Origin of the sequence: Chitinophaga sp. 180180018-3, assembly GCF_037893185.1 — a bacterium.
Classification (GTDB): domain Bacteria; phylum Bacteroidota; class Bacteroidia; order Chitinophagales; family Chitinophagaceae; genus Chitinophaga.
In genome coordinates, this window is sequence record NZ_CP140772.1 from 7,747,445 (window position 1) to 7,771,205 (window position 23,761).

At 45.7% G+C, this 23,761-nt stretch carries 20 protein-coding genes; 13 read left to right on the forward strand and 7 right to left on the reverse strand.

Going from position 1 to position 23,761, the window contains the following annotated elements; translation table 11 throughout:
• The first annotated feature begins 76 nt into the window (after positions 1–76).
• Entirely contained in the window at positions 77–736 is a 660-nt protein-coding gene (locus UNH61_RS30640; protein ID WP_326995835.1) for a DUF2461 domain-containing protein, read from the forward strand.
• Positions 737–818: 82 nt separating this feature from the next.
• On the opposite strand, the gene UNH61_RS30645 is transcribed toward UNH61_RS30640, so the two are convergent.
• Together UNH61_RS30645 and UNH61_RS30650 are read right to left on the reverse strand one after the other, a co-directional pair.
• Positions 819–1,037 (reverse strand): hypothetical protein, encoded by a 219-nt coding sequence (locus UNH61_RS30645; protein ID WP_326995836.1) that lies wholly within the window; start codon positions 1,035–1,037, stop codon positions 819–821.
• A gap of 350 nt (positions 1,038–1,387) precedes the next feature.
• A complete protein-coding gene (locus UNH61_RS30650) occupies positions 1,388–2,377 on the reverse strand; it encodes an aspartate-semialdehyde dehydrogenase (protein WP_326995837.1) in 990 nt (329 codons plus the stop codon).
• Between the two features lie 143 nt (positions 2,378–2,520).
• Between UNH61_RS30650 and UNH61_RS30655 the strand changes: the two genes are divergently transcribed.
• The 3 genes from UNH61_RS30655 to UNH61_RS30665 all read left to right on the forward strand — a co-directional run bounded on the left by UNH61_RS30655 (position 2,521) and on the right by UNH61_RS30665 (position 6,888).
• Positions 2,521–4,233 (forward strand): lamin tail domain-containing protein, encoded by a 1,713-nt coding sequence (locus UNH61_RS30655; RefSeq protein WP_326995838.1) that lies wholly within the window; start codon positions 2,521–2,523, stop codon positions 4,231–4,233.
• 74 nt (positions 4,234–4,307) lie between these two features.
• A complete protein-coding gene (locus UNH61_RS30660) occupies positions 4,308–4,979 on the forward strand; it encodes a DUF5606 domain-containing protein (protein WP_326995839.1) in 672 nt (223 codons plus the stop codon).
• A 178-nt stretch (positions 4,980–5,157) separates the two neighbouring features.
• On the forward strand, positions 5,158–6,888 hold the full coding sequence (locus UNH61_RS30665; RefSeq protein ID WP_326995840.1) for a M3 family oligoendopeptidase: 1,731 nt from the start codon (positions 5,158–5,160) through the stop codon (positions 6,886–6,888).
• Between the two features lie 127 nt (positions 6,889–7,015).
• On the opposite strand, the gene UNH61_RS30670 is transcribed toward UNH61_RS30665, so the two are convergent.
• Both UNH61_RS30670 and UNH61_RS30675 read right to left on the reverse strand, forming a co-directional pair.
• Positions 7,016–7,450, reverse strand: a complete 435-nt coding sequence (locus UNH61_RS30670; protein ID WP_326995841.1) for a transcriptional repressor — start codon at positions 7,448–7,450, stop codon at positions 7,016–7,018.
• A gap of 10 nt (positions 7,451–7,460) precedes the next feature.
• Complete coding sequence (locus UNH61_RS30675; RefSeq protein ID WP_326995842.1) at positions 7,461–8,087, reverse strand: SCO family protein; 627 nt, start codon at positions 8,085–8,087, stop codon at positions 7,461–7,463.
• A gap of 205 nt (positions 8,088–8,292) precedes the next feature.
• On the opposite strand from UNH61_RS30675, the gene UNH61_RS30680 reads away from it, so the two are divergent.
• The 3 genes from UNH61_RS30680 to UNH61_RS30690 all read left to right on the forward strand — a co-directional run bounded on the left by UNH61_RS30680 (position 8,293) and on the right by UNH61_RS30690 (position 12,499).
• Positions 8,293–8,697: a MerC domain-containing protein gene (locus tag UNH61_RS30680; RefSeq protein WP_326995843.1), complete on the forward strand. Its 405-nt coding sequence runs from the start codon at positions 8,293–8,295 to the stop codon at positions 8,695–8,697.
• A gap of 18 nt (positions 8,698–8,715) precedes the next feature.
• A complete protein-coding gene (locus tag UNH61_RS30685; RefSeq protein ID WP_326995844.1) occupies positions 8,716–9,900 on the forward strand; it encodes a GTP-binding protein in 1,185 nt (394 codons plus the stop codon).
• 130 nt (positions 9,901–10,030) lie between these two features.
• A complete protein-coding gene (locus UNH61_RS30690) occupies positions 10,031–12,499 on the forward strand; it encodes a TonB-dependent receptor (protein ID WP_326995845.1) in 2,469 nt (822 codons plus the stop codon).
• Positions 12,500–12,508: 9 nt separating this feature from the next.
• On the opposite strand, the gene UNH61_RS30695 is transcribed toward UNH61_RS30690, so the two are convergent.
• The 3 genes from UNH61_RS30695 to UNH61_RS30705 all read right to left on the reverse strand — a co-directional run bounded on the left by UNH61_RS30695 (position 12,509) and on the right by UNH61_RS30705 (position 14,726).
• Positions 12,509–13,174 (reverse strand): hypothetical protein, encoded by a 666-nt coding sequence (locus UNH61_RS30695; RefSeq protein WP_326995846.1) that lies wholly within the window; start codon positions 13,172–13,174, stop codon positions 12,509–12,511.
• A gap of 49 nt (positions 13,175–13,223) precedes the next feature.
• Positions 13,224–13,799 carry a phosphoribosylglycinamide formyltransferase gene (purN, locus tag UNH61_RS30700; protein ID WP_326995847.1) on the reverse strand — a complete coding sequence of 192 codons (576 nt, stop codon included), beginning with the start codon at positions 13,797–13,799 and terminating at the stop codon, positions 13,224–13,226.
• A gap of 183 nt (positions 13,800–13,982) precedes the next feature.
• Entirely contained in the window at positions 13,983–14,726 is a 744-nt protein-coding gene (locus UNH61_RS30705) for a copper resistance protein NlpE N-terminal domain-containing protein (RefSeq protein ID WP_326995848.1), read from the reverse strand.
• A 503-nt stretch (positions 14,727–15,229) separates the two neighbouring features.
• On the opposite strand from UNH61_RS30705, the gene UNH61_RS30710 reads away from it, so the two are divergent.
• The 6 genes from UNH61_RS30710 (at position 15,230) to UNH61_RS30735 (ending at position 23,711) form a co-directional block, all read left to right on the forward strand.
• Positions 15,230–16,459, forward strand: a complete 1,230-nt coding sequence (locus UNH61_RS30710) for a c-type cytochrome (RefSeq protein ID WP_326996179.1) — start codon at positions 15,230–15,232, stop codon at positions 16,457–16,459.
• 71 nt (positions 16,460–16,530) lie between these two features.
• Positions 16,531–19,596 carry a TAT-variant-translocated molybdopterin oxidoreductase gene (locus UNH61_RS30715; protein WP_326995849.1) on the forward strand — a complete coding sequence of 1,022 codons (3,066 nt, stop codon included), beginning with the start codon at positions 16,531–16,533 and terminating at the stop codon, positions 19,594–19,596.
• Between the two features lie 103 nt (positions 19,597–19,699).
• Positions 19,700–21,136, forward strand: coding sequence for an NrfD/PsrC family molybdoenzyme membrane anchor subunit (gene nrfD, locus UNH61_RS30720; RefSeq protein ID WP_326995850.1), 1,437 nt, complete (start codon positions 19,700–19,702; stop codon positions 21,134–21,136).
• 48 nt (positions 21,137–21,184) lie between these two features.
• Entirely contained in the window at positions 21,185–21,778 is a 594-nt protein-coding gene (locus UNH61_RS30725) for a DUF3341 domain-containing protein (RefSeq protein ID WP_326995851.1), read from the forward strand.
• An 82-nt stretch (positions 21,779–21,860) separates the two neighbouring features.
• The gene (locus UNH61_RS30730) at positions 21,861–22,463 is read left to right on the forward strand and encodes a cytochrome c (RefSeq protein WP_326995852.1); all 603 of its coding nucleotides are present in this window, start codon (positions 21,861–21,863) and stop codon (positions 22,461–22,463) included.
• A 42-nt stretch (positions 22,464–22,505) separates the two neighbouring features.
• Complete coding sequence (locus UNH61_RS30735; RefSeq protein ID WP_326995853.1) at positions 22,506–23,711, forward strand: quinol:cytochrome C oxidoreductase; 1,206 nt, start codon at positions 22,506–22,508, stop codon at positions 23,709–23,711.
• The last annotated feature ends 50 nt before the right edge of the window (positions 23,712–23,761 follow it).

Below are 23,761 nucleotides of genomic sequence, written 5' to 3' on the forward strand. Positions count from 1 at the left end.
TTGATTAATTCTTAATTATTGATTTCCGGTTCGCAATTTTTAATTCCAATTCTTATCTTGCTGTTAAAAAGAACGAATGTTACAGCCGTCCACGTTAAAATTTCTGAAGTCGCTCAGGCTGAATAATAACAAAGTCTGGTTCGACGAACATAAAACCGAATACCTGGCAGCGAAAGCTGATTTTGAAAGCATGGTACAGCAGTTAATTGACGGGCTGGCCAGACAGGATCCTGGTACACAGGGTTTACAGGTAAAAGATTGCGTTTTTCGCATTTATAAAGATGTGAGGTTTTCCAAAGACAAGACCCCATACAAGGCAAATCTGGCGGCTTCTTTTCAGAGTGGGGGAAAGAAATCTACCCTTGCCGGATATTATTTTCATCTGGAACCAGGTGGGAACAGTTTTGCAGGTGGGGGAATCTGGATGCCTGCTGCGCCGGAACTGAAAAAGCTACGGCAGGAAATAGATTATAATTTCAAAGAGTTCGAACAGCTGATCTCCGGGAAAGATTTTATCAAACACTTCGGTAAAATAGAAGGAGAATCCCTGAAGTCAGCTCCCCAGGGATATCAGCCGGATAATCCGGCCATTGCTTACCTGAAGCTAAAAAGCATGGTGGTTTCCCATCCGTTCTCAGATGAAAGCTGTACACAACCCGCTTTGGTAAGAGAGATACTCAAAACATTTGCCCTGATGCAGCCATTGATTGGATTTATCAATCGCGCTATGGACTAATAATACAAGTGGTTTATTGATTGATAAGGGAATATATTCACCTGATAAATCAATAAACCACTGTTTCCGGTACTGCCCGGAACTAATTCTTGTGAATCAGAAACTCGAAAGGACGGGCCTTACGGTGCTTCAACAGATTCTCCTTGTCAGTACGCGCATGGGCAAAACGTTGATTGTAAACATTTGCCACTTCGATAATAGGTATTATCCCATCCAATGTATCCTGCTGATCAACAATATTCATGATCCTGGATACCTGAGAGGAAAAATTTGTACTCCACTCTTCGGTGAACTTGTGCATCAACAAAAGTTCTCGATTGGTGTTGGTTTTCATAGGACTTAAGGGTGTTTTCTGATTAGAAAATAACGACAATAACCGGCATCTCTAAAATTGGATAACTCCTGTGTTTCAAAGAGTTTTAGTTGGCATAGGATTATTACTTCCAAAATTGGATTTTATCCTCCAGAAATCAATACTACTTCCGTGTAATTTTTAACCTTTTTATGTTATGCTTTTATGAATCACGCAAAAAAGAGCAAGCGATAAACTGCTTGCTCTTAATGAGTTATAGATATATTTTCGTATAGTCATCCCCGGGAGCTACGTTTAACCACGTTTATATCGCGTAATTACATAGCACAACAGTATGATTATAACCAGTTCTTACCACTCAGGTATTCGGCGATCTGTACTGCGTTAGTAGCCGCACCCTTACGCAGGTTGTCTGCTACGATCCACATATTTACCGTCTTAGGCTGTGTTTCATCCCTGCGTATGCGGCCAACAAATACTTCGTCTTTATCGTGCGCATCTTTAGGCATGGGGTATTTCGCTGCAGACGGATCATCTACCACTATCACACCAGGCGTTTGTTCCAGCAGGCCTCTCAGCTCTTTCAGATCATATTCATTTTCAAACTCTATATTCACTGCTTCGCTATGACCTCCCATTACCGGAATACGTACAGTCGTAGCCGTTACAAGGATGTTATCATCGCGCATGATCTTCTTGGTTTCATTCACCATTTTCATTTCCTCTTTCGTATAGCCGTTATCGAGAAAAACATCGATCTGCGGAATAACGTTCAGATCAATCTGGTATGGATATGCCATTTCACCGCTGATGCCCTGTCTTTCATTCATCAGCTGTGTAACCGCCTTCACACCCGTACCTGTAACAGACTGATAGGTTGATACCACTACCCTTTTGATTTTATATTTTTCATGCAGTGGTTTCAGCACCAATACCATCTGTATAGTGGAGCAGTTAGGATTGGCAATGATTTTATCAGATTGTTCGAGTGCATCACCATTTACTTCCGGTACTACCAGTTTTTTACCCGGATCCATTCTCCATGCACTGGAGTTATCGATCACTGTAATCCCGGCCGCAGCAAATTTAGGCGCCCATTCCAGGGAAGTACTGCCTCCTGCGGAAAATATAGCCACATTGGGCTTCATTGAAATTGCAGTATCGGCATTCACTACCTTCCAGGTCTTACCCTTAAATGTTACTTCCTTACCTACGGACTTCTCAGAAGCCACGGGAATCAATTCTGTAACCGGAAAATTCCTTTCCGCTAACACCTGTAACATTTTTGAGCCAACCAGTCCGGTTGCTCCGACTACGGCAACTTTCATTTTTTTACATTTTATTTTTGGAGGCCCAAAATTAATATATAACCCGCGGTTTTCATAGCAAAGATTTTTTTGCGCCATTTACATACTGTTAACAATATGCAGCGTCCTCCATACTACCTTTGAAGGGCCTATAAATCAGGTTTATGCGACTAATCATTGTTTGTGCCCTGCTGTTACCGGCTATAGCCGGATTTGCCCGTATACCGGACAGGTATGACCTCGTTATTCACGAAATAATGCCTAAACCATTACCCGCAAAGGGATTACCTCCTTATGAATATGTGGAGCTGAAGAACCGGAGCAGCCAGCCCGTTCAGCTGAAAAACTGGCGGTTAGGGATCAACCGGCGGGAAGTAGTATTACCCGCGTATCTGCTGCAGCCGGATAGTCTTGTGCTGCTTTGCACTCCGGCAGCAGTACCGGCTTTCCATGTCGCTGATGCACTGGGAATAGACCGCTTCCCGGCCCTGGCGGATGATTCATGTGTATTGGTACTATACGATCCGGCTCACCGCGTTATTCATGCTATTGACTATAACCTGGGCTGGTACAACGGCACTGCTGCCGCCAAAGGCGGTGTGAGCCTTGAAATGGTTGATCCGGCGTTTCCCTGCAGCGGAAGGCGTAATTGGATGGCTTGTACAGATGCTGCCGGCGGAACCCCGGGGAAAGTCAATGCAGTGGCCGGCCGGATGACCGATCCGGCAAAACCGGATCTGGTTTTTGCAGGGATTACTGACAGTATTCATTTGCTGCTGCAATTCGGAAAACCGGTCGACAGTGTGCAGGCGGCAGATCCACAGCATTATCAGTTTACGGGCGGGCTCCGCGCAGTGGCCGCCCAGCCGGTAATGCCATTGCTGGCTGCCGTGCTGATAACATTGAATTCCCCCATACAGGATGGAGAGATCTATACCGTTCACACAACAGGCATTACCGATTGCAATGACCAGGAAAGCCTGCTGTACAATACGATAACGTTTATGATTCCTCATCCGCCGGAACCTGATGATATCGTCATCAATGAGGTGTTATTTTATCCCCCTGCCGGCATACCGGAATTCATAGAAATCTATAATGGCGGTTCCCGTGCTATTGACCTGCAGCAGCTGCGACTCGGCACCTGGAAAGCAGATAATGCGACGGAAGGATGGAAGAGCATAACGGCATCCAGCCGTTTGCTGATGCCTGGAGGATTCCTGGCGCTGACTACAGATGTATACAGGCTCAGTAATTACTATCACCACCTGGCGGCTTCCTCGGCGCAACAGGTAGGAAGCCTGCCTCCTATGCCTCATGCTAACGGGAATATTGCACTGCTGCGGGCCGACAGCCTCGTGATCGACCGGCTGTATTACAATGAAAAAATGCATTTTCCCCTTGCCAGCGATGTACGCGGCATATCATTGGAACGGCTGCAATACAATCGTCCGTCGTCTGATCCGTCCAATTGGCATTCTGCTGCAGCAACAAGTGGTTATGCCACTCCCGGATTGCCTAATTCCCAATACTATCCGCAGTCCGACGACACACTGCATGTTTCGTTATCACCTGCCGTATTTTCTCCTGATCAGGATGGCATTGACAAGGTAACGTTGCTATCCTGGCAATTGCCCGGCCCTGGCTATGTTGGAAACATTACCATCTATGAAGCCACCGGTCGTGTGGTAAGGTACCTGGCCAGGAATATGCTGATGGGAAACAAAGGCACCTTACAATGGGATGGTCTTGGAGAGAATGCAGTTATTTTACCTTCAGGAATTTATATATTTTTAATTGACTTATTTAATCTCAAGGGTGAGGTGAAACACATCAAACGAACAGTGGTGATGGCACGAAAGTTGAGCAGAGGCTGACCCCGCGGCACTGAAAAATAGCCGTGGGCAATCTATTATAATTATTTATATTTGCGCTTCCTAAAAATTAGAACATGCAGTACAGAGAAATTGTTGCAGTAACCGGATTGGGCGGTTTGTTTCAGTTAGTAGCCAGTAAACAAGATGGCGCCATCGTAAGGTCACTGGAAGATAAAAGCACAAGGTTTGTATCTTCCCGCGTGCATAATTTTACTCCACTGGAAAGTATCGAAGTATTTACTACCGGCGAAAACGTAAACCTGGCAGAAGTGTTTAAAGCCATGGATGAAAAAGCTTCCTCATTTCCGCCTGTAGATGGTAAAGCAGATAACAATGCTATCAAAGCTTATTTCAAGAGCGTATTCCCTGAATTCGATGAAGAAAGAGTATATGTGAGTGATATGAAGAAGATGGTAAAATGGTTTGGAATCCTCAAAGCAAACGAGCTTTTGAAATTTGAAGAGATCCTCGCCGATGGTGAAGAAGAAGTAGTGGAAGAAGTGGCTGTAGAAGAAGCTGCTCCGGAGAAAAAGAAAAAGGCCGCTCCTGCAGAAGAAGCAGTAGCTGAGGCGGAAGAAAAGCCAAAGAAAGCACGCGCTAAGAAAGCGACAGAAAAAGACGGAGAAGAAGGCACCAGCGAAAAAGCTCCTAAGAAAGCAAAAGCTAAGAAAGATGAAGCGCCGGCTGCAGAAGGTGAAGAGCCTAAAAAAGCTGCTAAGCCACGCAAGAAGAAAACTGAAGAATAATCAGAAGAATATAGCGCAGAAAGCTGCAGGCTAAAAGCAAGAAGCTATTGAAGCGGATACCCGGAGCATATTTCATAAGAATTGCTTTGGCTATTCGCTTCAATAGCTTTTTGCTTTCTGCTTTTTAGTTTAAAATTGCCTAAATTTCATGCTAACGTTAACTTAAAAATTTGAAAGAATGGATAATAATTTAAGTGCAGATATAAAGAAACTACCGCGTGAGTTTCTCCCGGAAAATTTTACAGTGACTACCTGGGATGCGCTGCAGCCTTACTTTGAAGAGTTGGTGCAACGGCCTGTTGCTAACGTTGCTGATCTCGGGAAATGGCTGAAGGATATAAGCGAACTGGAAGCTGTTATCAGTGAAGATGCCTGCTGGCGACAGATCCGCATGACCTGCGATACCACCGATAAAACGCTGGAAGAAGCATTTACTTATTTCTGCATGGAGATACAACCCAGGCTCCAGCCTTATGCAGATGCACTCAATAAAAAGCTGCTGGATAGCCCGTTTGTAAACGAACTGGATCAGGATCTTTACAAAACCTACCTCCGCAATGTGAGGAAACAGGTGAAACTTTTCAGAGAGGAAAACATCCCTATCCAGGCAGAACTGAGCGTGATGGCGCAGCAATATGGCGTTATTGCCGGTAAGATGACGATCAATGTAAAAGGACAGGAATATACCCTGCAGCAGGCTGCCAAATTCCTCGAAAACAGCGACCGCTCCCTAAGGGAGGAAGTCTTTTCCAAAACTGCCGCCAGACGTCTGGAAGACAGGCAGGCACTCGATGAATTGTATACCAGTCTGGTGCTGAAACGCGATCAGGTAGCCAAAAATGCCGGATTCGCCAATTACCGCGATTATAAGTTTGAAGACCTCGGACGCTTCGATTATAACAAAGAAGATGTATTCCAGTTTCATGAAGCTATCAGAACGCATATCCTTCCGCTGGTACAACAAATACTCGAAAAGCAAAAGGAAAAACTCCAACTGGGCGTACTCAAACCCTGGGATACAGATGCTGAAGCCGTAGGCGTAAAGCCGCTGGAGCCCTTCCATACAGGCGAAGAACTGGTAAATAAGGCGATCAGCACCTTCGATGAATTGGGGCCTTTCTTCGGAAATTGTCTTCGTGTCATGAAACAAATGGGCCGGCTCGATCTGGAAAGCCGCAAGGGGAAAGCTCCTGGTGGCTATAACTGCCCGCTGGCAGAAACCGGCGTACCGTTTATTTTTATGAACGCAGCAGGCCAGATGAAAGACCTCACTACCATGGTTCATGAAGGAGGCCATGCGGTACATTCTTTCCTCAGCCATCACCTGGCCCTCAGTTCTTTTAAGGAATATCCCATGGAAATAGCCGAGGTAGCCAGCATGAGTATGGAACTCTTCACCATGGATTATTGGAATATCTTCTTCGATGACGAAAACCAGCTGCGTCGTGCCAAACTGCAACAACTGGAACGTGCCATCACCATTTTCCCATGGATAGCTACCATCGATAAATTCCAGCATTGGATCTACGAAAATCCGCAGCATACCGTTGAAGAACGCACTGCTAAATGGCTGGAAATACTCAATGAATTCTCCCCCGCAATGGTCGACTGGTCCGGGCATGAAGATTATCGTGCCATCACATGGCAGAAACAGCTGCATCTCTTTGAAGTACCCTTCTATTATATCGAATATGGGATCGCTCAACTCGGTGCTATCGCCATGTGGAAACAGTTCAGGGAGAACAAACAAAATGCGCTCGATAACTACGTAAAAGCACTTAGCCTGGGTAACACCAAAACCCTGCCTGAACTCTACAAGGCTGCCGGAATCAAATTCGACTTCTCACCAGCTTATGTAAAAGAACTCGCAGACTTCGTACAAGCCGAGATCGAAAGAACCAGAGGATAGAGTAGAGAATTAAGAATAGAGAATATAGAATTAAGAAATAGCCCGAAGATTTTAGTGGATGTTGAAACTATTATCCGCTAAAATCTTCGGGCTATTTCTTAATTCTATATTCTCTATTCTTAATTCTCTATTTACATTCCTTACACACTCCACTCACCACCACCTCTACATTATGCGCCGCATAGCCCTTAGGAAGCTGTATCAGTGGCACATCCGTTTCTTCGAGGCAGGTAGTAGCCCCACACTCTTCGCACTTAAAGTGTATATGATGGTCGTGATGATGATGCTCTGAACATTCCGACTTGCACAATGCATAACGCACCGACGTATCGGTAGTTGGTATTTTATGGATGATTCCCTTGTCAAGGAATGTTTGCAGTGTCCTGTATACGGTTACGCGGTCAAATGACTGACCAGCCAGTTTTTCAAAATCACTATGTTCCAGTGCACCGCTGCTTTTAAAAAACAGCTCCAGAATTTTTGTCCTGGTTTCTGTTACACTCAGCTTGCTTTCACGCAACAAGCTGCTAATTTTTTCTGTTACTTGTTGTTTGGCGCCCATGATAAAAAAATTACTCCTCCATTAAACGATCTATGTCGTTGATCAGTTTATCAATATCCACTTGCTTGGTACCCTCGTACAATCCACGTATCTGCCCGGTCTTATCTACCAGGGCAAACCATTGGGTATGTACGAAATCTTCATCACCGGTGTAGGTACCGTCGTCTACCAGGTAGCCCTGCCGCGCCAGGCGGTAAAGTTGCTTTTTATCCCCGGTAAGGAACCACCAGTTCCTGGAGTCCGCACCATGTTTGGCTGCATATTGTTTTAAAACCGGCACACTGTCGTGGTCCGGATCAACAGTATGCGACAGGATAAGAAAATCAGGCTTGTTCTTATACTTCGCGTATACTTTATCCATATTGGCATTCATCTTCGGACAAATACCGGTACAGGTAGTAAAAAAGAACTCAGATACGTAGATCTTACCATCCACATCAGCTTTGGTACGGGTATGCCCTTCCTGATCAGTAAACGAAAAGCCCGGTATGGTATGCCCCGGTGCCCCTAATATGGGTAGTTTCTCTTTTCCCAGGAAAGTCCCCGTTTGACCTTTAATGACGTACCCGGCATAACCCAGAAATCCTACGCTCAAGACTACAAAAAATGATATCAGTATAATTGCTTTCTTCGACATTGGTAAAAATCCAGTATAGTTTAGTCAATACACAAAGGTAGCACTTAGTTGACAGATGCCCAGCGTTACACTCTTTGGTTCCTTTTTTTAACAGGTTTGCAACATTTTATAAGTAAACAAATTAATTATCTGATTTTACTGTAAAAAATTATTTGCAACATAGTTGCAAATTTACGTAGTTTTGTCCGGATTGAAAAAACAGGATATGGAAGTGAACTTTTTTAAGAAGATGAACCTGGATGCAGTAGGTATTGGCGCTTCCCTGCTTTGTGCCCTTCATTGTGCCCTGCTGCCGCTTTTTTTAACAGCCCTTCCTCTGATGGGCACTCAGATACTGGAGAATAAACAACTCGAATACGCGCTGTTAGGAGTTTCCTTCTTCATAGGTTGTTTCGCACTCGGGCGCGGATATATTCGCCTGCACCGGCGCCTGCTTCCTCTCCTGTTGTTTGTTGCGGGCTTTTCGCTGCTGCTGGCCGGCCATTACCTGCTGGATGGAGGCTATAAGGAATCGCTTGTGATACTATTGGGAGCTATTGGTGTAATGCTGGCGCATTTCATCAATATACGCCATGGCAGAACATGTAAAACGCATAAACACCAGCTATAGCAATATAATATCATATATATGGAAAGATTACCTGTTACGGTGCTGAGCGGCTTCCTCGGCGCGGGGAAGACTACTTTGCTCAATCACGTCCTGCATAATCGCGAAAATATTCGTGTAGCCGTTATCGTGAATGATATGAGCGAAGTCAATATTGATGCCCAACTCGTAAGAAATGAAAATACCCTGCACAAAACAGAGGAACGTCTGGTGGAAATGAGCAACGGTTGTATCTGTTGTACATTGAGGGAAGACCTGCTGAAAGAAGTGGCAGCTTTGGCAGCAGAAAAACGCTTCGACTATCTCCTGATAGAATCCACCGGAATTTCGGAACCGATCCCAGTTGCGCAAACTTTCTGCTACCAGGATGAAGACAATGGTATAGACCTCAGTAGCGTCAGCCGGCTCGATACAATGGTAACCGTAGTAGATGCCTTCAACTTCTCCAATGATTACGGCAGCATCGCTCAACTACATGAAAAAGGACTCACTGATGATGAAAACGACAGCCGCACCATCGTTAACCTGCTCACAGATCAGGTGGAATTTGCGGATGTTATTGTGCTGAATAAATGTGACCTCGTGAGTGCGGAAAAACTGGGCAATCTGAAAGCAGTACTGCGTAAACTCAACGCAAGAGCCAGGATCATTGAAGCCGTGAATGCTCAGGTTCCCCTGAGTGATATCCTGCATACCGGCCTGTTCGATTTTGACACTACTTCCCAAAGTGCCGGATGGCAGGCAGAACTGGAAAATGAACATACACCGGAAACAGAGGAATACGGTATTTCTTCCTTTGTATACCGCAGCAGAAAACCCTTTCACCCGGAGCGCTTCTGGAAATATATCAATGAAAGCTGGCCGGGAAACGTCATCCGCAGTAAAGGTCTTTTCTGGCTGGCCTCCCGCCCGAATATAGCTGTTAACTGGAGCCAGGCCGGCGGCTCATTGCGCGCGGAAAAAGCAGGCTACTGGTGGTGCGCCATCCCCCGCAAACAGTGGCAACTCAACCAGGAAACATTGGATCTTATCAACGCCCGCTGGGACGAACGCTTCGCTGACCGGTATAATGAACTCGTCATCATCGGCCAGGAACTGGATGCACATGGCATTATCATCGACCTTGACAGCTGCCTGTGCACCGAAGAAGAAATACTGCGCTTCAAAAAGGGCTCGGCTTTTAAAGATCCATTTCCAATTATTTAGACTAATCTAAAAAATAATTAAGGCGAATATAAAAATAGAACATAGTTTTGTTAAAAATTAAAACGGAAGTGTAAGCTTTGTTACTATCCTTAGAAACCTACGCTGTACTTAAAACCCGCACAATTGACACATGAAACATTTTTTTACATTACTGATGCTATTTTTTATTTCATCCATAACCCAAACCCTTGCTCAGCAGCCTTTCATAAAAGGCGTAGTTACTAATAAGGAAGGAAGCCCGCTGCAATTCGCCAATGTAGCCATTCCGGCCTTACATACCGGTGCTATTACCGATCAGCATGGCGCTTTCAGTATAAAAAATCTCCGCCCCGGTACTTACGATGTCAGCATTTCAATGATAGGATACCAAACGTTAAAAACCCGTAGAATAATTGCTGAAAGTGCAACAGATATATGGAGTATTGTACTGGAGGAAGACCTGTCGAAACTGAATGAGGTAATAGTGACGGGCGTTTCCAGAGCCACTGCTGTCAGGAAGAATCCTATTCCCATTGCTGTTATCGGCAAGCGGGAGATGAACATGAACGTGAACAACAACATCATCGATGCCATCATCAAAGGCATACCCGGTGTGAGCGCAGTAACTACCGGTCCTAATATATCCAAACCATTTATTCGCGGTCTTGGTTATAATCGCGTACTGACGCTGTTCGATGGTGTACGCCAGGAAGGCCAGCAGTGGGGCGATGAACATGGCATTGAAGTGGATCAGTATGGTGTTTCCAGGGCCGAAGTAGTGAAAGGGCCTGCCAGCCTTACTTATGGCTCAGATGCATTGGCGGGGGTGATTAATATGATTCCCGATATTCCTGAGCTTAGCCAGAAACGCCTGCAGGGTAATTTTCTAACGGACTATCACAGCAATAATGGCATGATCGGCACTTCTCTGGGATTAGGTTACCGGGTCAACGATTGGAAATATGTGTTGCGCGGTACCTCGAAAATGGCGCATAACTACCGTAATAGTGTCGATGGATGGGTGTATGGCACTGCGTTCCGGGAATACAATCTCACTGCTCTGGCAAGAGTGGATAAGTCGTGGGGCTATTCCCAGTTTGGTGCCACGTTGTACGACAACATGCAGGAGATCCCCGATGGAAGCAGAGATTCCCTTACCCGCCGGTTTACGAAGCAGGTGTCGGAAGATGACAACATCAGGAACAGACCACTCGTGCCGGATAACGAATTGCATACTTATAAAATCAACCCGTTGCACCAGCATATACAACACTATCGCATATACAACCATTCACAATGGAAACTGGGAAGCGGGGATATCAATACATTGCTGGGGCTGCAGCAAAGCATCAGGAGGGAATATAACCACCCGGAAATGCCTGTTCAGCCAGGCTTATATGTAGTGCTGAATACACTCAACTATGATGTACGCTATAACCTGCCCTCTTTGAACGGACTGGAAACAACGGCTGGAATAAACGGAATGTACCAGGAGAATAAGAGCAGGAACGGAACAGATTTTCCTATCCCTGATTACAACCTGTTCGATATAGGCGGCTTCCTGTTTGCCAAGAAAACCTTCGGAAAGGTGGATGTATCGGGCGGTATTCGTTACGACAACAGGCATATTCGCTGGAATGATTTCTATGTAGGGCCCAATAAAGACAATGGGTTTGAAAAACACGCCCACATTCCGGATACAGCCGGTGCCAAACTGCAGTTCCCCGCTTTTCAGCATAACTATACCGGTATCTCCGGCAGCCTCGGCGCCACCTGGAATATCAGCAATCGTGTACTGGTGAAAGCCAATATAGCAAGGGGGTACCGCGCCCCGAATATTACAGAGATTGGCTCCAATGGTCTTGACCCCGGTGCACATATCGTATATCTGGGCAACCGCGGATTCAAGCCCGAGTTCAGTCTCCAGGAAGATATAGGTTTCCAGGCCTGGTTGCCGGATGCCGATATCAGCGTGGAGCTCTTCCATAATAATATCGAAAACTATATCTATCAGGCAAGGCTATACGATGATGCGGGCAACCCCGTGGTAATTGTTCCGGGTAACGCTACTTACAAATACCAGCAATCTGCTGCCCGGCTGTATGGGGCAGAAGTTGCAGTAAACCTGCATCCGCGCAGCATAGCCTGGCTAAGCATGAATAACAGTATCGCCTATACGCAGGGCCGTAACGGGAATAAGAAATTAGTAAATGTTTATGGAGATAAGGCCCGCTACCTGCCTTTTATACCGCCAACGCATATACGTAGTGAGCTGAAGGCAATGGCACAAAAAAATTATGGGATCCTTTCCAAAGCCTATATCAGGCTGGAAGCTGATGTAATAGCATCTCAGCCTCATTTCTATGGGGTAGACGACACAGAAACATATACACCGGGTTATACCCTGTTTAATATAGGCGCCGGCAGCGCTTTTGTGAATAGAAAAAACAAAACGTTGTTTGAACTGTTCCTGCAGCTGGATAATGTGGCTGATGTAGCCTACCAGGCCAATACGAACCGCCTGAAGTATTTTGAATATTATAGTGCATCTCCGAACGGGCGCTTCGGTATATATAACATGGGAAGAAATTTCAGCGTCAAGGTAATAATTCCTTTTTAGGCATTAGGCTTACCAGAGCTTGAGCCCCATCTTGATGCCTATCTGCAAACTGGGCAATACACTGACCATCCGGCCATCGCTGAGCGATACTTTATTATCGTCGAAATGATAGGTGGTGTAATTATATATTTTGCTGCGGACACCTATACCGATAAAAGGATCAAGCAGGAACTTGTCTTTTTTGAACTGACGGCCCACCAACAGCTGTAGCCCAAAAACGTTTTTGTCGCCTGAGTCGGTATAGGTTTTATTTTCAAAGGTCTGCTTCTCGTTAGGATAGAAAACCTTTTTATAAAAAAGAATAGGTTCAAAATAAGTACCCGCAGCCCGGTTGCCGGTCATTTCCCGGGATATCAGGTACCAGCGGGCGCCAACACGGAAACCCAGTCCCCGGCCATCAACAAATTGTTCTGTACTGATGTCGGGTTTCTTCTGACCAATATCTATCTTTTTAGCAAGCACATAATCGGGGTAGTCCGTATATATGCCGCTCACGCCAACTTCAATACTGAACTTGTCGGATAATTCCTGTTCCAGGTATATATCGAGTTCATTAATGAGCGTAACAGGATTGATTTTGAGATAGGTATTTCTGCTGACCTTTGTCTTGTCCTGCGCAAAGGAGAGCAAACTGAAAAAGCAGGATACCCATATCAATAGCAGCGTTTTTTTCATACAGTTGTAAGGGTTATACTAGCAGTAAGAAAGAATTTCCGGGTCTGTATCAGAGGCCTGATTCAGTCAATAATCGTTCCACTATTACAGGGAACCATTGGTGTTCCAGGGCCTGCACCTTCTTTGCTACAGTTTCCGGCGTATCTTCCGGTGTTACCTCACAACGTTCCTGCAGGATAGCTTCTCCGTCATCATACTTTTCATTCACGTAGTGGATGGTAATACCGCTTTCCTTTTCACCGGCAGCAACTACTGCCTCATGTACAAAGTGGCCATACATTCCTTTCCCCCCAAATTTCGGTAATAATGCGGGATGGATGTTAATGATTTTTCCAGGAAATGCCTGAACAAGATTAACAGGTATTTTCCAGAGGAACCCGGCGAGTACCACCAGGTCGGTATGATAATCCTTTAAAAGCTGTATATATTTATCTGAGCGGAAAAATGCGTCCTTATCAATCAGCACGCTGTCGATGCCTTCGCGTTCTGCAATTTGTAAAACACCGGCTCCTGGCTTATTACATACAATGAGCACAACCTTTGCTTTGCCGGACCCCCTGAAATGATCGATAATCTTCTGCGCGTTGCTTCCTGCACCCGATGCGAATATGACAATGTTTTTCAAAATCTCAGTTTGTTTAGATAGGGTGCAAAAATAGAGAAATGTATTTACTTGCCGGGAATTGTTTAACTACTAGGCTACTCATTATTTAATATATGTTAAATATATTTATATTGTAATATTTTATATAGACAGACAAATGCGCTGGTCTGTGCGAAGAGCGGTCTGTGGCGACCCCCCATCTCCTTATTTAATATATTCACCACATCCCTGGTAGGTCTTGTCCTTTACTTTCACCTGTACGGTATTAGGATGCATAAGCCCGCTCATATCGTCGGAACAGACCGTATTCCGGATGCTGACAGTAATAGCAGGAGTAGTATAGACCTTCAGGGTGTCGGTATTGGGGTTTGCGGGTGGCAAATTTACCTTCACACTATCGCCGTTCATGGTATGGAAGAGCAGTTTGCGGCTCTCGACATCCAATGTCCAGCCGGGCTCATTACCTCCTGCGGTGAACCGGACGCCTGCTTTTACCTTGCCGGCGATCATTTCCCGGCGGTCTCCACCCTCTATCGGCTTCAGCATATAATTGCTGGCGAGTACGCCTTCAATGCGCTTGCCTTTGGTATCGAGCAGTAACAGTTTTCCTTCTGAGGCGAGGAAAGAGCTGCTGTCCAGTTTTTTGTGCAGCACAACGGTCGAATCGGAGGTTGCCTTCCAGGTGCCGGTTTCCACGGTAGCTATTTCAGCTCCCCTCCCCTGGTAAGCAACCAGCTCGCTGAAAGTTTGGTCATCGAACAGGCTAATCTGGTAGTCCATCCCCGGACAATCTGCACAGGGCAGGGTACCCTGATAAGTGCCGGTGATCCTGGGCCGGTTAGTAGCTACAGGAACGGTATGGGTACTGTCGGTATGGCTGGTTGTACTGCTATTATTACAGGCGGCTACAGCCAGGAGTAACAGGGGAAGTAATAGTTTTCCTTTCATGGGAGTCAGTTTTTAGCAGCTGATTGAACTTTCCGGTAAGCTGGCAGGTTATTATGGTAAAAATAACAACTCCCCGGAAATAAATTGCGGAGGAGGGATAATATATTATATATTGTGTTAGTGATGTTAGAGGATATAGGAGACTGCTATCTGGTTTTTCATCTGCATATAATATAATTATATCCCCGGAAACCTTGCCCCACGTTAAGATGTAGACAGTTGTCCACAGTGGAAATGAACTTTCAATGAAAATAATAAGTTTTGAAAGATAAATTCGAAAGAGTGTTCAAATAGGCCAGCAGTAGGGCTTTCAAACCAATCTAAGCTTTTTTGATAAGTAAAAAATGCCATTATATAAGGCAATAAATTTTTTGAATTGTTGGTAAATTGTCAACATTCTGTCTTATTTTTGCTGGCACTTTTAAGAAACTTTAGGTCAAATCTAAACTATATAGGCTGTGTATCGTCGTGTTTCCATTCTTTTGCGCAAGCATTTTGTGAGTGTGCTTATTCTATGCGCTAGTATAGTAATTCCGTTTTCTGCTGTAAAGGCTGCGGATCCTGCGAAGGGTAAGTCACTTTTCCAAACAAATTGCGCTTCATGCCACAATGTCCACAAACAGTTGACGGGTCCTGCACTCGCAGGGGTTGAAGAACGCTGGACCGATAAGAAATTATTACACCAGTGGATTCACAATTCCGCTTCGGTACTGGCTTCAGGCGATAAATACGCCAATGACCTCTTCACCAAGTTTAACAAGACTGCGATGACAGCGTTTCCTCAGTTATCTGATGGAGATATCGATGACATCCTGGCTTTTGTTAAGGTGGAAGAAACCAAAACTGCTGGTCCGAAAACAGATGCTGGTCCTCAGGCTGAGGGTGGCGCTGAAAAAGGCAATGACAACAGTTTGCTGTTCGGTATCATTACCCTGATCCTCGCTGTAGTAGCGCTGATCCTCATGCAAATCAACAGCAACCTGAATAAGTTGGCTGGTGATAAAGAGGGCACTCCTACTCCGGATCCTGTTCCTTTCTACAAAAACAAAGCTTACCTGGCCCTGATTATCCTGGTGCTCTTCATGGTAGGTGGTTACTTCACTATTAATGGCGCTATCGGCCTGGGTCGTCAGAAAGACTATATGCCTGAACAGCCGATCTTCTACAGCCACAAAGTACACGCCGGCATCAACCAGATCAACTGTCTGTATTGCCACGCTGGTGCTGAGAAGAGCAAACACGCCATGATTCCTTCTGAAAATATCTGTATGAACTGTCACAAGGCCATTAAGGAATACTCTGGCACTTATGAATTAGTGACTGCAGAAGGCAGGAAGGTCGACGGTACTGCTGAAATCAAAAAATTATACGACTACGTTGGCTGGGATCCTGAAGCTGGTAAATATACCAAGCCAGGCAGACCTATCGAATGGACTAAAATCCACAACCTGCCAGACCACGTTTACTTTAACCACTCTCAACACGTGGTTGCTGGTCAACAACAATGTCAGACTTGTCACGGCGCCATCACTGAAATGGACGAAGTACACCAGTTTGCTGATCTCTCAATGGGATGGTGCATTAACTGTCACCGTACTACCAAAGTGCAGTTTGCTGACAACAACTATTACAGCATTTTCGAAAAACTTCATCAGGATATTAAAGATAAGAAGATCGATAGCGTAACTGTTGAAATGGTAGGTGGTACTGAATGTCAAAAATGTCACTACTAGGAAGGATTTAGAGAGAGTTTCTCTTGATCAGAAGATATCAAAATTTATAAAACGTAACTCGTTAATATAACATGGAGCAAAAAAAGTATTGGAAAGGCTTGGAGGAGTTGCACAATACCGATGCGCATCAGGAAATTGTGAAGAACGAATTCAGTGAAGAACTGCCGTTCGAGAGTGAAGGCCTGTTGAATGCTACTACCCCCCGCAGGGATTTTCTGAAATATCTGGGGTTCACTACTGCCGCTGCTGCTATTGCTGCCAGCTGTGAAACACCGGTGAAGAAAGCGATTCCGTATGTAAATAAACCGGAAGAGATTACTCCTGGTGTGGCCAACTATTATGCTTCTTCTTACGCTATTGATGGTGAATATGTGCCTGTTGTGGTGAAAACCCGTGAAGGCCGCCCCATCAAGATGGAAGGAAATACTTTATCATCAATCACTCAGGGCGCCACTTCCGCAAGGGTACAAGGTGCGGTACTGGGCCTGTATGATACTGCCCGCCTCCGTTTCCCGTCTATCGGTGGTACGGAAACTACCTGGGCCGAACTCGATAAACAAGTAACTGCAGCACTGGCCGGTTTAGGCGGTGCTCCTGTTGTTTTATTGAGCCCTACTTTATTAAGCCCTACCACTAAAAAAGTGATAGGCGAATTCCTGGCTAAATATCCTAACTCCCGCCACGTAGTATACGACGCAGTTTCTTACTCCGGTATGCTGCAGGCTAACGAAGCCTCCTACGGTAAAAGAGTAATCCCCTCCTACCACTTTGAAAATGCCAAAGCGATAGTGAGCCTGGGTGCCGACTTTATCGGAACCTGGCTGAACCCAGTTGAATATTCCCGCCAGTACGCTCAAACCCGTAAGATCAACGCACAGAAACCGGAAATGTCTAAGGCTTTCGCTTTCGAAAGCCATATGAGCCTGACCGGTGCCAATGCGGATGAAAGATATACTCACAGGCCTTCAGAAACCGGTGCGGTAGCACTGGCCCTGCTGGCTGCGGTTGGTGGAAGCGTTACTGCTCCTGCTATCGCCGACAAACGCCTGGCTGATGGTATCCAGAAAGCTGCGAAAGAACTGAAAGCCAATACCGGTAAAGCACTGGTGGTGAGCGGTTCCAATGATGTAAATGTACAGATCATCGTTAATGCTATCAATAACATCATCGGCGCTAACGGTACTACCATCGACTTCGCTTCTCCTTCTAACTATCGTCAGGGTATCGACAGCGACATGGCTAAACTGGTGAGCGATATGAATGCCGGCAGCATCGGTGCTGTACTGGTGTTTGGCGCTAACCCTGCTTACGATTACTTCGATGCAGCTAAGTTTAGCGAAGGCCTGAAGAAAGTGAAACTGGCTGTTTCCTTCAACGACAGAAACGACGAAACTACTGAACTGTGTAAATATTCTGCTCCTGATCATCACTTCCTGGAAACATGGAACGATGCAGAGGGCAGAACCGGTTACTACAGCTTCGGTCAGCCTACTATACTCCCGCTCTTCAAAACCCGCGCAGTACAAGATACCTTACTGACTTGGTCTGGTAATACCACTGCATGGGCTGATTACCTGAAGAACGAATGGACCGGTAAACTCGGTGGCCAGGAAGGTTGGGATAAAGCCCTCCAGGATGGTGTGATCGAGCCTGCTACTGCTCCTGCTTTAGGCGGTGCTTCTTTCTCCGGCGATGTTGCCGGTGCTGCTGCTAAAATCAACAGCGCTAAGAAAGGTGGCAAATATGAAGTGGTACTTTATGAAAAGGTATCCATCGGTAGCGGTAGATTGTCTAATAACCCCTGGTTACAGGAAATGCCGGATCCTATCACCCGCGCTACCTGGGACAACTACGCTTGTGTTTCCAACACACTCGCCAAAACATTCTCTACTCAGTTAGGCGATGACTACGAAATCAATGTTGAGAAGAAAGAACTGAAAATAAAGACCAACGGCAAAGAAATCGTACTGCCGCTGCTGATTGTTCCTGGTATACATCCGGAAGTAATCGCCATCGCAGTAGGTTACGGCCGTAGCGAAAAAGTTGGTAGAGCAGCCGGTGGTATCGGTAAAAATGCTTATCCGCTGGTTAGCTTCAATGGTCAGACACTCGACTACTTCACTACTGACGCTACTGTAGAAGCAACCGGAAATAAATATCCTGTTGCCTCAACACAAACACATAATAGTTACGAAGGTCGTCCTATCGTTAAAGAAACTACCCTGGCTGAGTTCATCGAGAACCCCAAGGAAGTGAATGAAGACAGGAAAGAACTGGCTAAGTTTGGTCCTGACTTCCGCAGAGATGCGACCCTCTATCCTAATTACAGCTACCCTGGTATCAAATGGGGCATGTCTATCGACCTGAACACCTGCTTCGGTTGTGGTGCCTGTACGATTGCCTGCCAGGCTGAAAATAACGTTTCTGTTGTAGGTAAAGAAGAAGTGGCGAAGGGCCACGAAATGCACTGGATCCGCATCGACCGTTACTTCAGCGGCGACGAAAACAATCCGGAAGTAGTGTTCCAGCCGATGCTGTGTCAGCATTGCGATAACGCTCCCTGCGAAAACGTTTGCCCGGTTGGTGCTACCAACCACAGCTCTGAAGGTATCAACCAGATGGCTTATAACCGCTGCATCGGTACCCGTTACTGCGCTAACAACTGTCCTTATAAAGTACGTCGCCTCAACTGGAGAGACTGGAATGGTGCCGACAGCTTTGAGAACAACCTCTACGATGTAGCTGATATGAACGATAACCTCACCCGCATGGTACTGAACCCTGATGTAGTGGTTCGTAGCCGTGGTGTGATGGAAAAATGTTCTTTCTGCGTACAGCGTTTACAGGATGCGAAACTGGAAGCTAAGAAAGCCGGTCATCCTATGAAAGATGGAGCTGCTAAAACTGCCTGCCAGCAGGCCTGCGGCGCTGATGCGATCGTATTCGGTAACGTCAACGACAAGAACAGCGAAATCTATAAGGTACGTAACGAACAACAGGTAGACAGGTTGTACTATGTGCTGGAAGAAACACACGTACTGCCTTCTATCAGCTATCTCGCTAAGATCAGGAATAAGGATGCTGAACATGTTGAGAAGAAAGAATCTGCTCACAAAGAAGAAGCGCATCACGCGTAATTGATCTTAACAGGTATCGTTAAGATAAAAGACAGAAAGAAGTTACAGAATCTGAGATCATAACAAAAGACAAGGGCTGCTAGCAGCTAAAAGCTTATAGAATATGCATTTAAAATACGAATCCACACTGAGAGAACCTTTAGTAGACGGGGTTAAGGATTATCACCAGGTAACGGAAGATATCATTAGTCCCATTGAAGGGAAGCCTGGAAAATTGTGGTATGTAGGCTTTTTTATATCACTGTCACTGTTGGGCTTCGGCGCATTTTCAGTGTTTTGGCAGATCTATTTCGGTGTCGGAGTGTGGAATCTGAACAAAACCATCGGTTGGGGTTGGGATATCACCAACTTCGTGTGGTGGGTAGGTATCGGTCACGCTGGTACCCTGATCTCCGCGATCCTCCTCCTGTTCCGTCAGGGTTGGCGTACCGGGGTAAACCGTGCGGCAGAAGCGATGACGATCTTCGCGGTAATGTGCGCCGGTCAGTTCCCGATCATTCACATGGGTCGTGTTTGGATGGCCTTCTTCATCCTGCCTTATCCTAATACCCGCGGTCCGGTTTGGGTGAACTTCAACTCCCCTCTCCTCTGGGACGTATTCGCGATCTCTACTTACTTCACAGTATCCCTGCTGTTCTGGTACTCCGGTCTGATTCCGGATTTCGCTACCATCCGCGACAGGGCTAAAACTAAACTGCGTAAGTTATTATATGGTGTAGCTTCCTTCGGCTGGACCGGTTCTACCAAACACTGGCAACGTCACGAAGCACTGTCGCTGGTACTGGCAGGTCTGTCAACTCCGCTGGTACTTTCTGTACACACCATCGTATCTTTCGACTTTGCTACCTCTGTAATTCCTGGCTGGCATACTACCATCTTCCCTCCTTACTTCGTTGCGGGTGCGATCTTCTCCGGATTTGCGATGGTAAATACCCTCCTGATCATTACACGTAAAGTATTACACCTGGAAGAATATATCACCCTGGGCCACATGGAAGCCATGAACAAGGTGATTGTATTAACCGGTTCTGTAGTAGGTTGTGCTTACCTCACTGAGCTGTTCATGGCCTGGTACGGTGCTAACCCCTACGAATTTGCAACCTTCTTTAAATATCGTGCTGCTGGTCCGCTGGGTTGGTCTTACTGGATCATGATGACCTGTAACGTAATCACTCCGCAGGTGTTCTGGTTCCGTAAAATGAGAAGAAATGTAATGGTGACTTTCGTAATGTCTATCATTGTAAACATCGGTATGTGGTTTGAGCGTTTTGTAATCATCTGTACTTCACTGTACCGTGATTACCTGCCGTCCAGCTGGTCTTACTATCGTCCGTCCTGGCCTGAAGTAGGTTTCTACATGGGTACATTCGGTCTGTTCTTTACCTGCTTCTTCCTGTTCTCTAAATATTTCCCGGTAATTGCGGTAGCTGAGATCAAGTCTATCCTGAAAACATCCGGTGAGAGCTTCAAAGACAAAATGGACGTTTACGAAGAACAGAGCGCAGAGAAATTTGCTCACGAAGTTGCACACGCACACTAATAGACGAATTAAGAGAACTAATTACCTGGAATTTGAATTTTTAAATATATGGCTGTTAAAAAATTTGTTGTAGGCTTGTTTGACGATGAGGCAGTGTTGTTTCCGGCAGTAAAGAAAGTACGTACTGCTGGCTACAAATTGCACGATGTATACACTCCTTTTCCTATTCACGGCCTCGATCATGCAATGGGTTTAAGGGAAACCAGTCTGCACACAGCCGGTTTCATATATGGTATCACCGGTACCACTACAGCGTTATCCTTCATGAGTTGGGTATTCAATGTAGACTGGCCGCTGAACATTGGTGGTAAACCGCATTTCCCACTGCCTGCATTCATTCCTATTACCTTCGAGTTGACAGTATTATTTGCAGCAGTAGGGATGGTAATGACTTTCTGCTGGCTCTGCCAGATCATGCCGGGAGTGAAGAAACACATCTTCCATCCGCGTCAGACAGACGACAAGTTTGTTATGGTGATTGAACTGACAGAAAAAACCAATGCAGAAGAAGTAAAGAGTTTCCTCGCTGCAGCTGGTGCACAGGACATCAACGAACAGAAAGCGGAAGCCGGATGGTGGTTCGGAAGATTTGATAAGGACGATGAGCCTTATCTCCGTAAGATTCAGACTGCAAACGCTTAATTATAATTAACAGCATAATATACAGTTGCGACATTAGGATTTGAGCAAGCAAGACTAATGAAAGCTAGATAAATAATTTCTGATGAAAAGGACTTCCAACATATTGATTGTAGCCGCATTGGCAACTGGAGCTTTCCTGGCAGCCTGTAATAAAGGGGAGCATAACAGAAAGCCCGGCAGGATTTATATGCCCGACATGTACGAATCCCGTGCGTATGAATTTTATAGTGCTCGTTTGTCAGGCCTGAAGCCAGTGGAAGGAACAGTAAAAAGAGGTGAACTTTTGCCATACCATCTGAAAGAAACAGATACGGCACTGGCAAATCTGGTGAAGAATCCATTAACTATTACGCCTGCTGATCTGAAAGAAGGTGGACGTTTATTTAACATCTATTGCGGTATCTGCCATGGTACTGCCCTGGATGGTAATGGTCCTTTGTATAAAGGTGGCGAGGGTCCGTTCTCTGCGGCTCCTGCTAACCTGATCGCTGGTGCAAAAGCCGGTTATACTGAAGGCCGCCTGTTCCATGTAATGACTTATGGCTATAATATGATGGGTAGCTACGCCAGCCAGCTCGACAGAGAGCAACGTTGGAAAGTGGCTGCTTATATCAAAAGCAAACAGCCAGGTGGTGCAGCCATTGCTGCTGCTGTTCCTGCGAAAGACAGCGCTGCAGCTAAATAAATAAGTAAACTGAATTTCAATCAAGTATTTTAATATACAGTAATGAAAGACCAATTTGTAGTACCGGCAAGATTAAGAAAGACCAGCATCGTATTGATGGGCGTGGGCTTGCTGACGTTATTGATCGGATTAATTGCGTTTAACGGTGAGAACGCGACACGGTTTTGGGCCGGTCTGTTGCAAAACAGCAGCTTCTTTTTGCTGATTACATTGGCGAGCACATTCTTTATCGCTGCTACTACCCTGGCACATGGTGGCTGGCAGATCGCTTTCCGCCGTGTACCTGAAGCTATTTCAATGGCCGTTCCCGTACTGGCCGCTATCTTATTTGTGGTAGTGATGATCCTTGTATTTGGTGGAAAAGATGATATCTACCACTGGGTGAACGCTCACCACGTAGCTGAAGATAAAGTCCTGACCTGGAAATCTGCTTTCCTGAGTAAAGGATTCTTCACCACAGCTACCATTATCACATTGGGCCTCTGGGTATTCTTCACCATGAAACTTCGCCGCATGTCTATCGAAGAAGATGGTTGGGATCTGCGCCCTGAAACCGGCCGTAAACTGCTCTGGAGGAACACTGTTGTTTGCGGTGGCTTCCTGGTAATTTACACCCTCAGCGTTGGTTCCACCACTCCATGGTTGTGGCTGATGAGCATCGATGCTCACTGGTTCTCTACCATGTACAGCTGGTATACCTTCGCCAGCAGCTGGGTATCTGGTCTGGCTGTTATCTCCCTGTTCGTGGTTTACCTGAAGAAACAGGGTTACCTGACTTATGTGAATGAAGAACACCTGCACGATCTGGGTAAATTCATGTTTGCTTTCAGTATCTTCTGGACTTACCTCTGGTTCTCCCAGTATATGCTGATCTGGTATGCTAACATGCCTGAGGAAACTGAATATTTCCAACCTCGCGTATGGGGCCAGTGGAGACCAATCTTCTTCCTGAATCTCCTGATCAACTTTGTTGCGCCACTGCTGTTCCTCATGAAAAGGGATACTAAACGTAACTATACTTCGATCGTATTCATAGCTATCGTCATCATCTTCGGTCACTGGCTTGATTTCTGGCAGATGGTTTACCCTGGTACGGTTAAGACCCTGGTATTCCCCTGGTATGAGTTCGGACTCGGACTTGGTTTCGTAGGACTGATCATCTTCCTGGTTTCCAATCAGCTGACAAAAGCTGCTATGGTTCCGAAGAATCATCCTTACATGAAAGAAAGTATCATTCACCACACCTGATAATCAGGTGATCAAGGAGATTAGGCAAACGAAAAGCATTAGATAACTTA

Excerpts from the sequence above, each read along its gene's own strand:
- UNH61_RS30685 (WP_326995844.1), top strand. The coding sequence starts at position 8,716 with ATGGAAAGATTACCTGTTACGGTGCTGAGCGGCTTCCTCGGCGCGGGG.
- UNH61_RS30650 (WP_326995837.1), bottom strand. The coding sequence starts at position 2,377 with ATGAAAGTTGCCGTAGTCGGAGCAACCGGACTGGTTGGCTCAAAAATG.
- UNH61_RS30715 (WP_326995849.1), top strand. The coding sequence starts at position 16,531 with ATGGAGCAAAAAAAGTATTGGAAAGGCTTGGAGGAGTTGCACAATACC.
- UNH61_RS30670 (WP_326995841.1), bottom strand. The coding sequence starts at position 7,450 with ATGGGCGCCAAACAACAAGTAACAGAAAAAATTAGCAGCTTGTTGCGT.
- UNH61_RS30680 (WP_326995843.1), top strand. The coding sequence starts at position 8,293 with ATGGAAGTGAACTTTTTTAAGAAGATGAACCTGGATGCAGTAGGTATT.
- UNH61_RS30655 (WP_326995838.1), top strand. The coding sequence starts at position 2,521 with ATGCGACTAATCATTGTTTGTGCCCTGCTGTTACCGGCTATAGCCGGA.
- UNH61_RS30735 (WP_326995853.1), top strand. The coding sequence starts at position 22,506 with ATGAAAGACCAATTTGTAGTACCGGCAAGATTAAGAAAGACCAGCATC.
- UNH61_RS30705 (WP_326995848.1), bottom strand. The coding sequence starts at position 14,726 with ATGAAAGGAAAACTATTACTTCCCCTGTTACTCCTGGCTGTAGCCGCC.
- UNH61_RS30695 (WP_326995846.1), bottom strand. The coding sequence starts at position 13,174 with ATGAAAAAAACGCTGCTATTGATATGGGTATCCTGCTTTTTCAGTTTG.
- UNH61_RS30665 (WP_326995840.1), top strand. The coding sequence starts at position 5,158 with ATGGATAATAATTTAAGTGCAGATATAAAGAAACTACCGCGTGAGTTT.
- UNH61_RS30640 (WP_326995835.1), top strand. The coding sequence starts at position 77 with ATGTTACAGCCGTCCACGTTAAAATTTCTGAAGTCGCTCAGGCTGAAT.
- UNH61_RS30675 (WP_326995842.1), bottom strand. The coding sequence starts at position 8,087 with ATGTCGAAGAAAGCAATTATACTGATATCATTTTTTGTAGTCTTGAGC.
- UNH61_RS30725 (WP_326995851.1), top strand. The coding sequence starts at position 21,185 with ATGGCTGTTAAAAAATTTGTTGTAGGCTTGTTTGACGATGAGGCAGTG.
- UNH61_RS30730 (WP_326995852.1), top strand. The coding sequence starts at position 21,861 with ATGAAAAGGACTTCCAACATATTGATTGTAGCCGCATTGGCAACTGGA.
- UNH61_RS30690 (WP_326995845.1), top strand. The coding sequence starts at position 10,031 with ATGAAACATTTTTTTACATTACTGATGCTATTTTTTATTTCATCCATA.
- UNH61_RS30645 (WP_326995836.1), bottom strand. The coding sequence starts at position 1,037 with ATGCACAAGTTCACCGAAGAGTGGAGTACAAATTTTTCCTCTCAGGTA.
- UNH61_RS30660 (WP_326995839.1), top strand. The coding sequence starts at position 4,308 with ATGCAGTACAGAGAAATTGTTGCAGTAACCGGATTGGGCGGTTTGTTT.
- nrfD (WP_326995850.1), top strand. The coding sequence starts at position 19,700 with ATGCATTTAAAATACGAATCCACACTGAGAGAACCTTTAGTAGACGGG.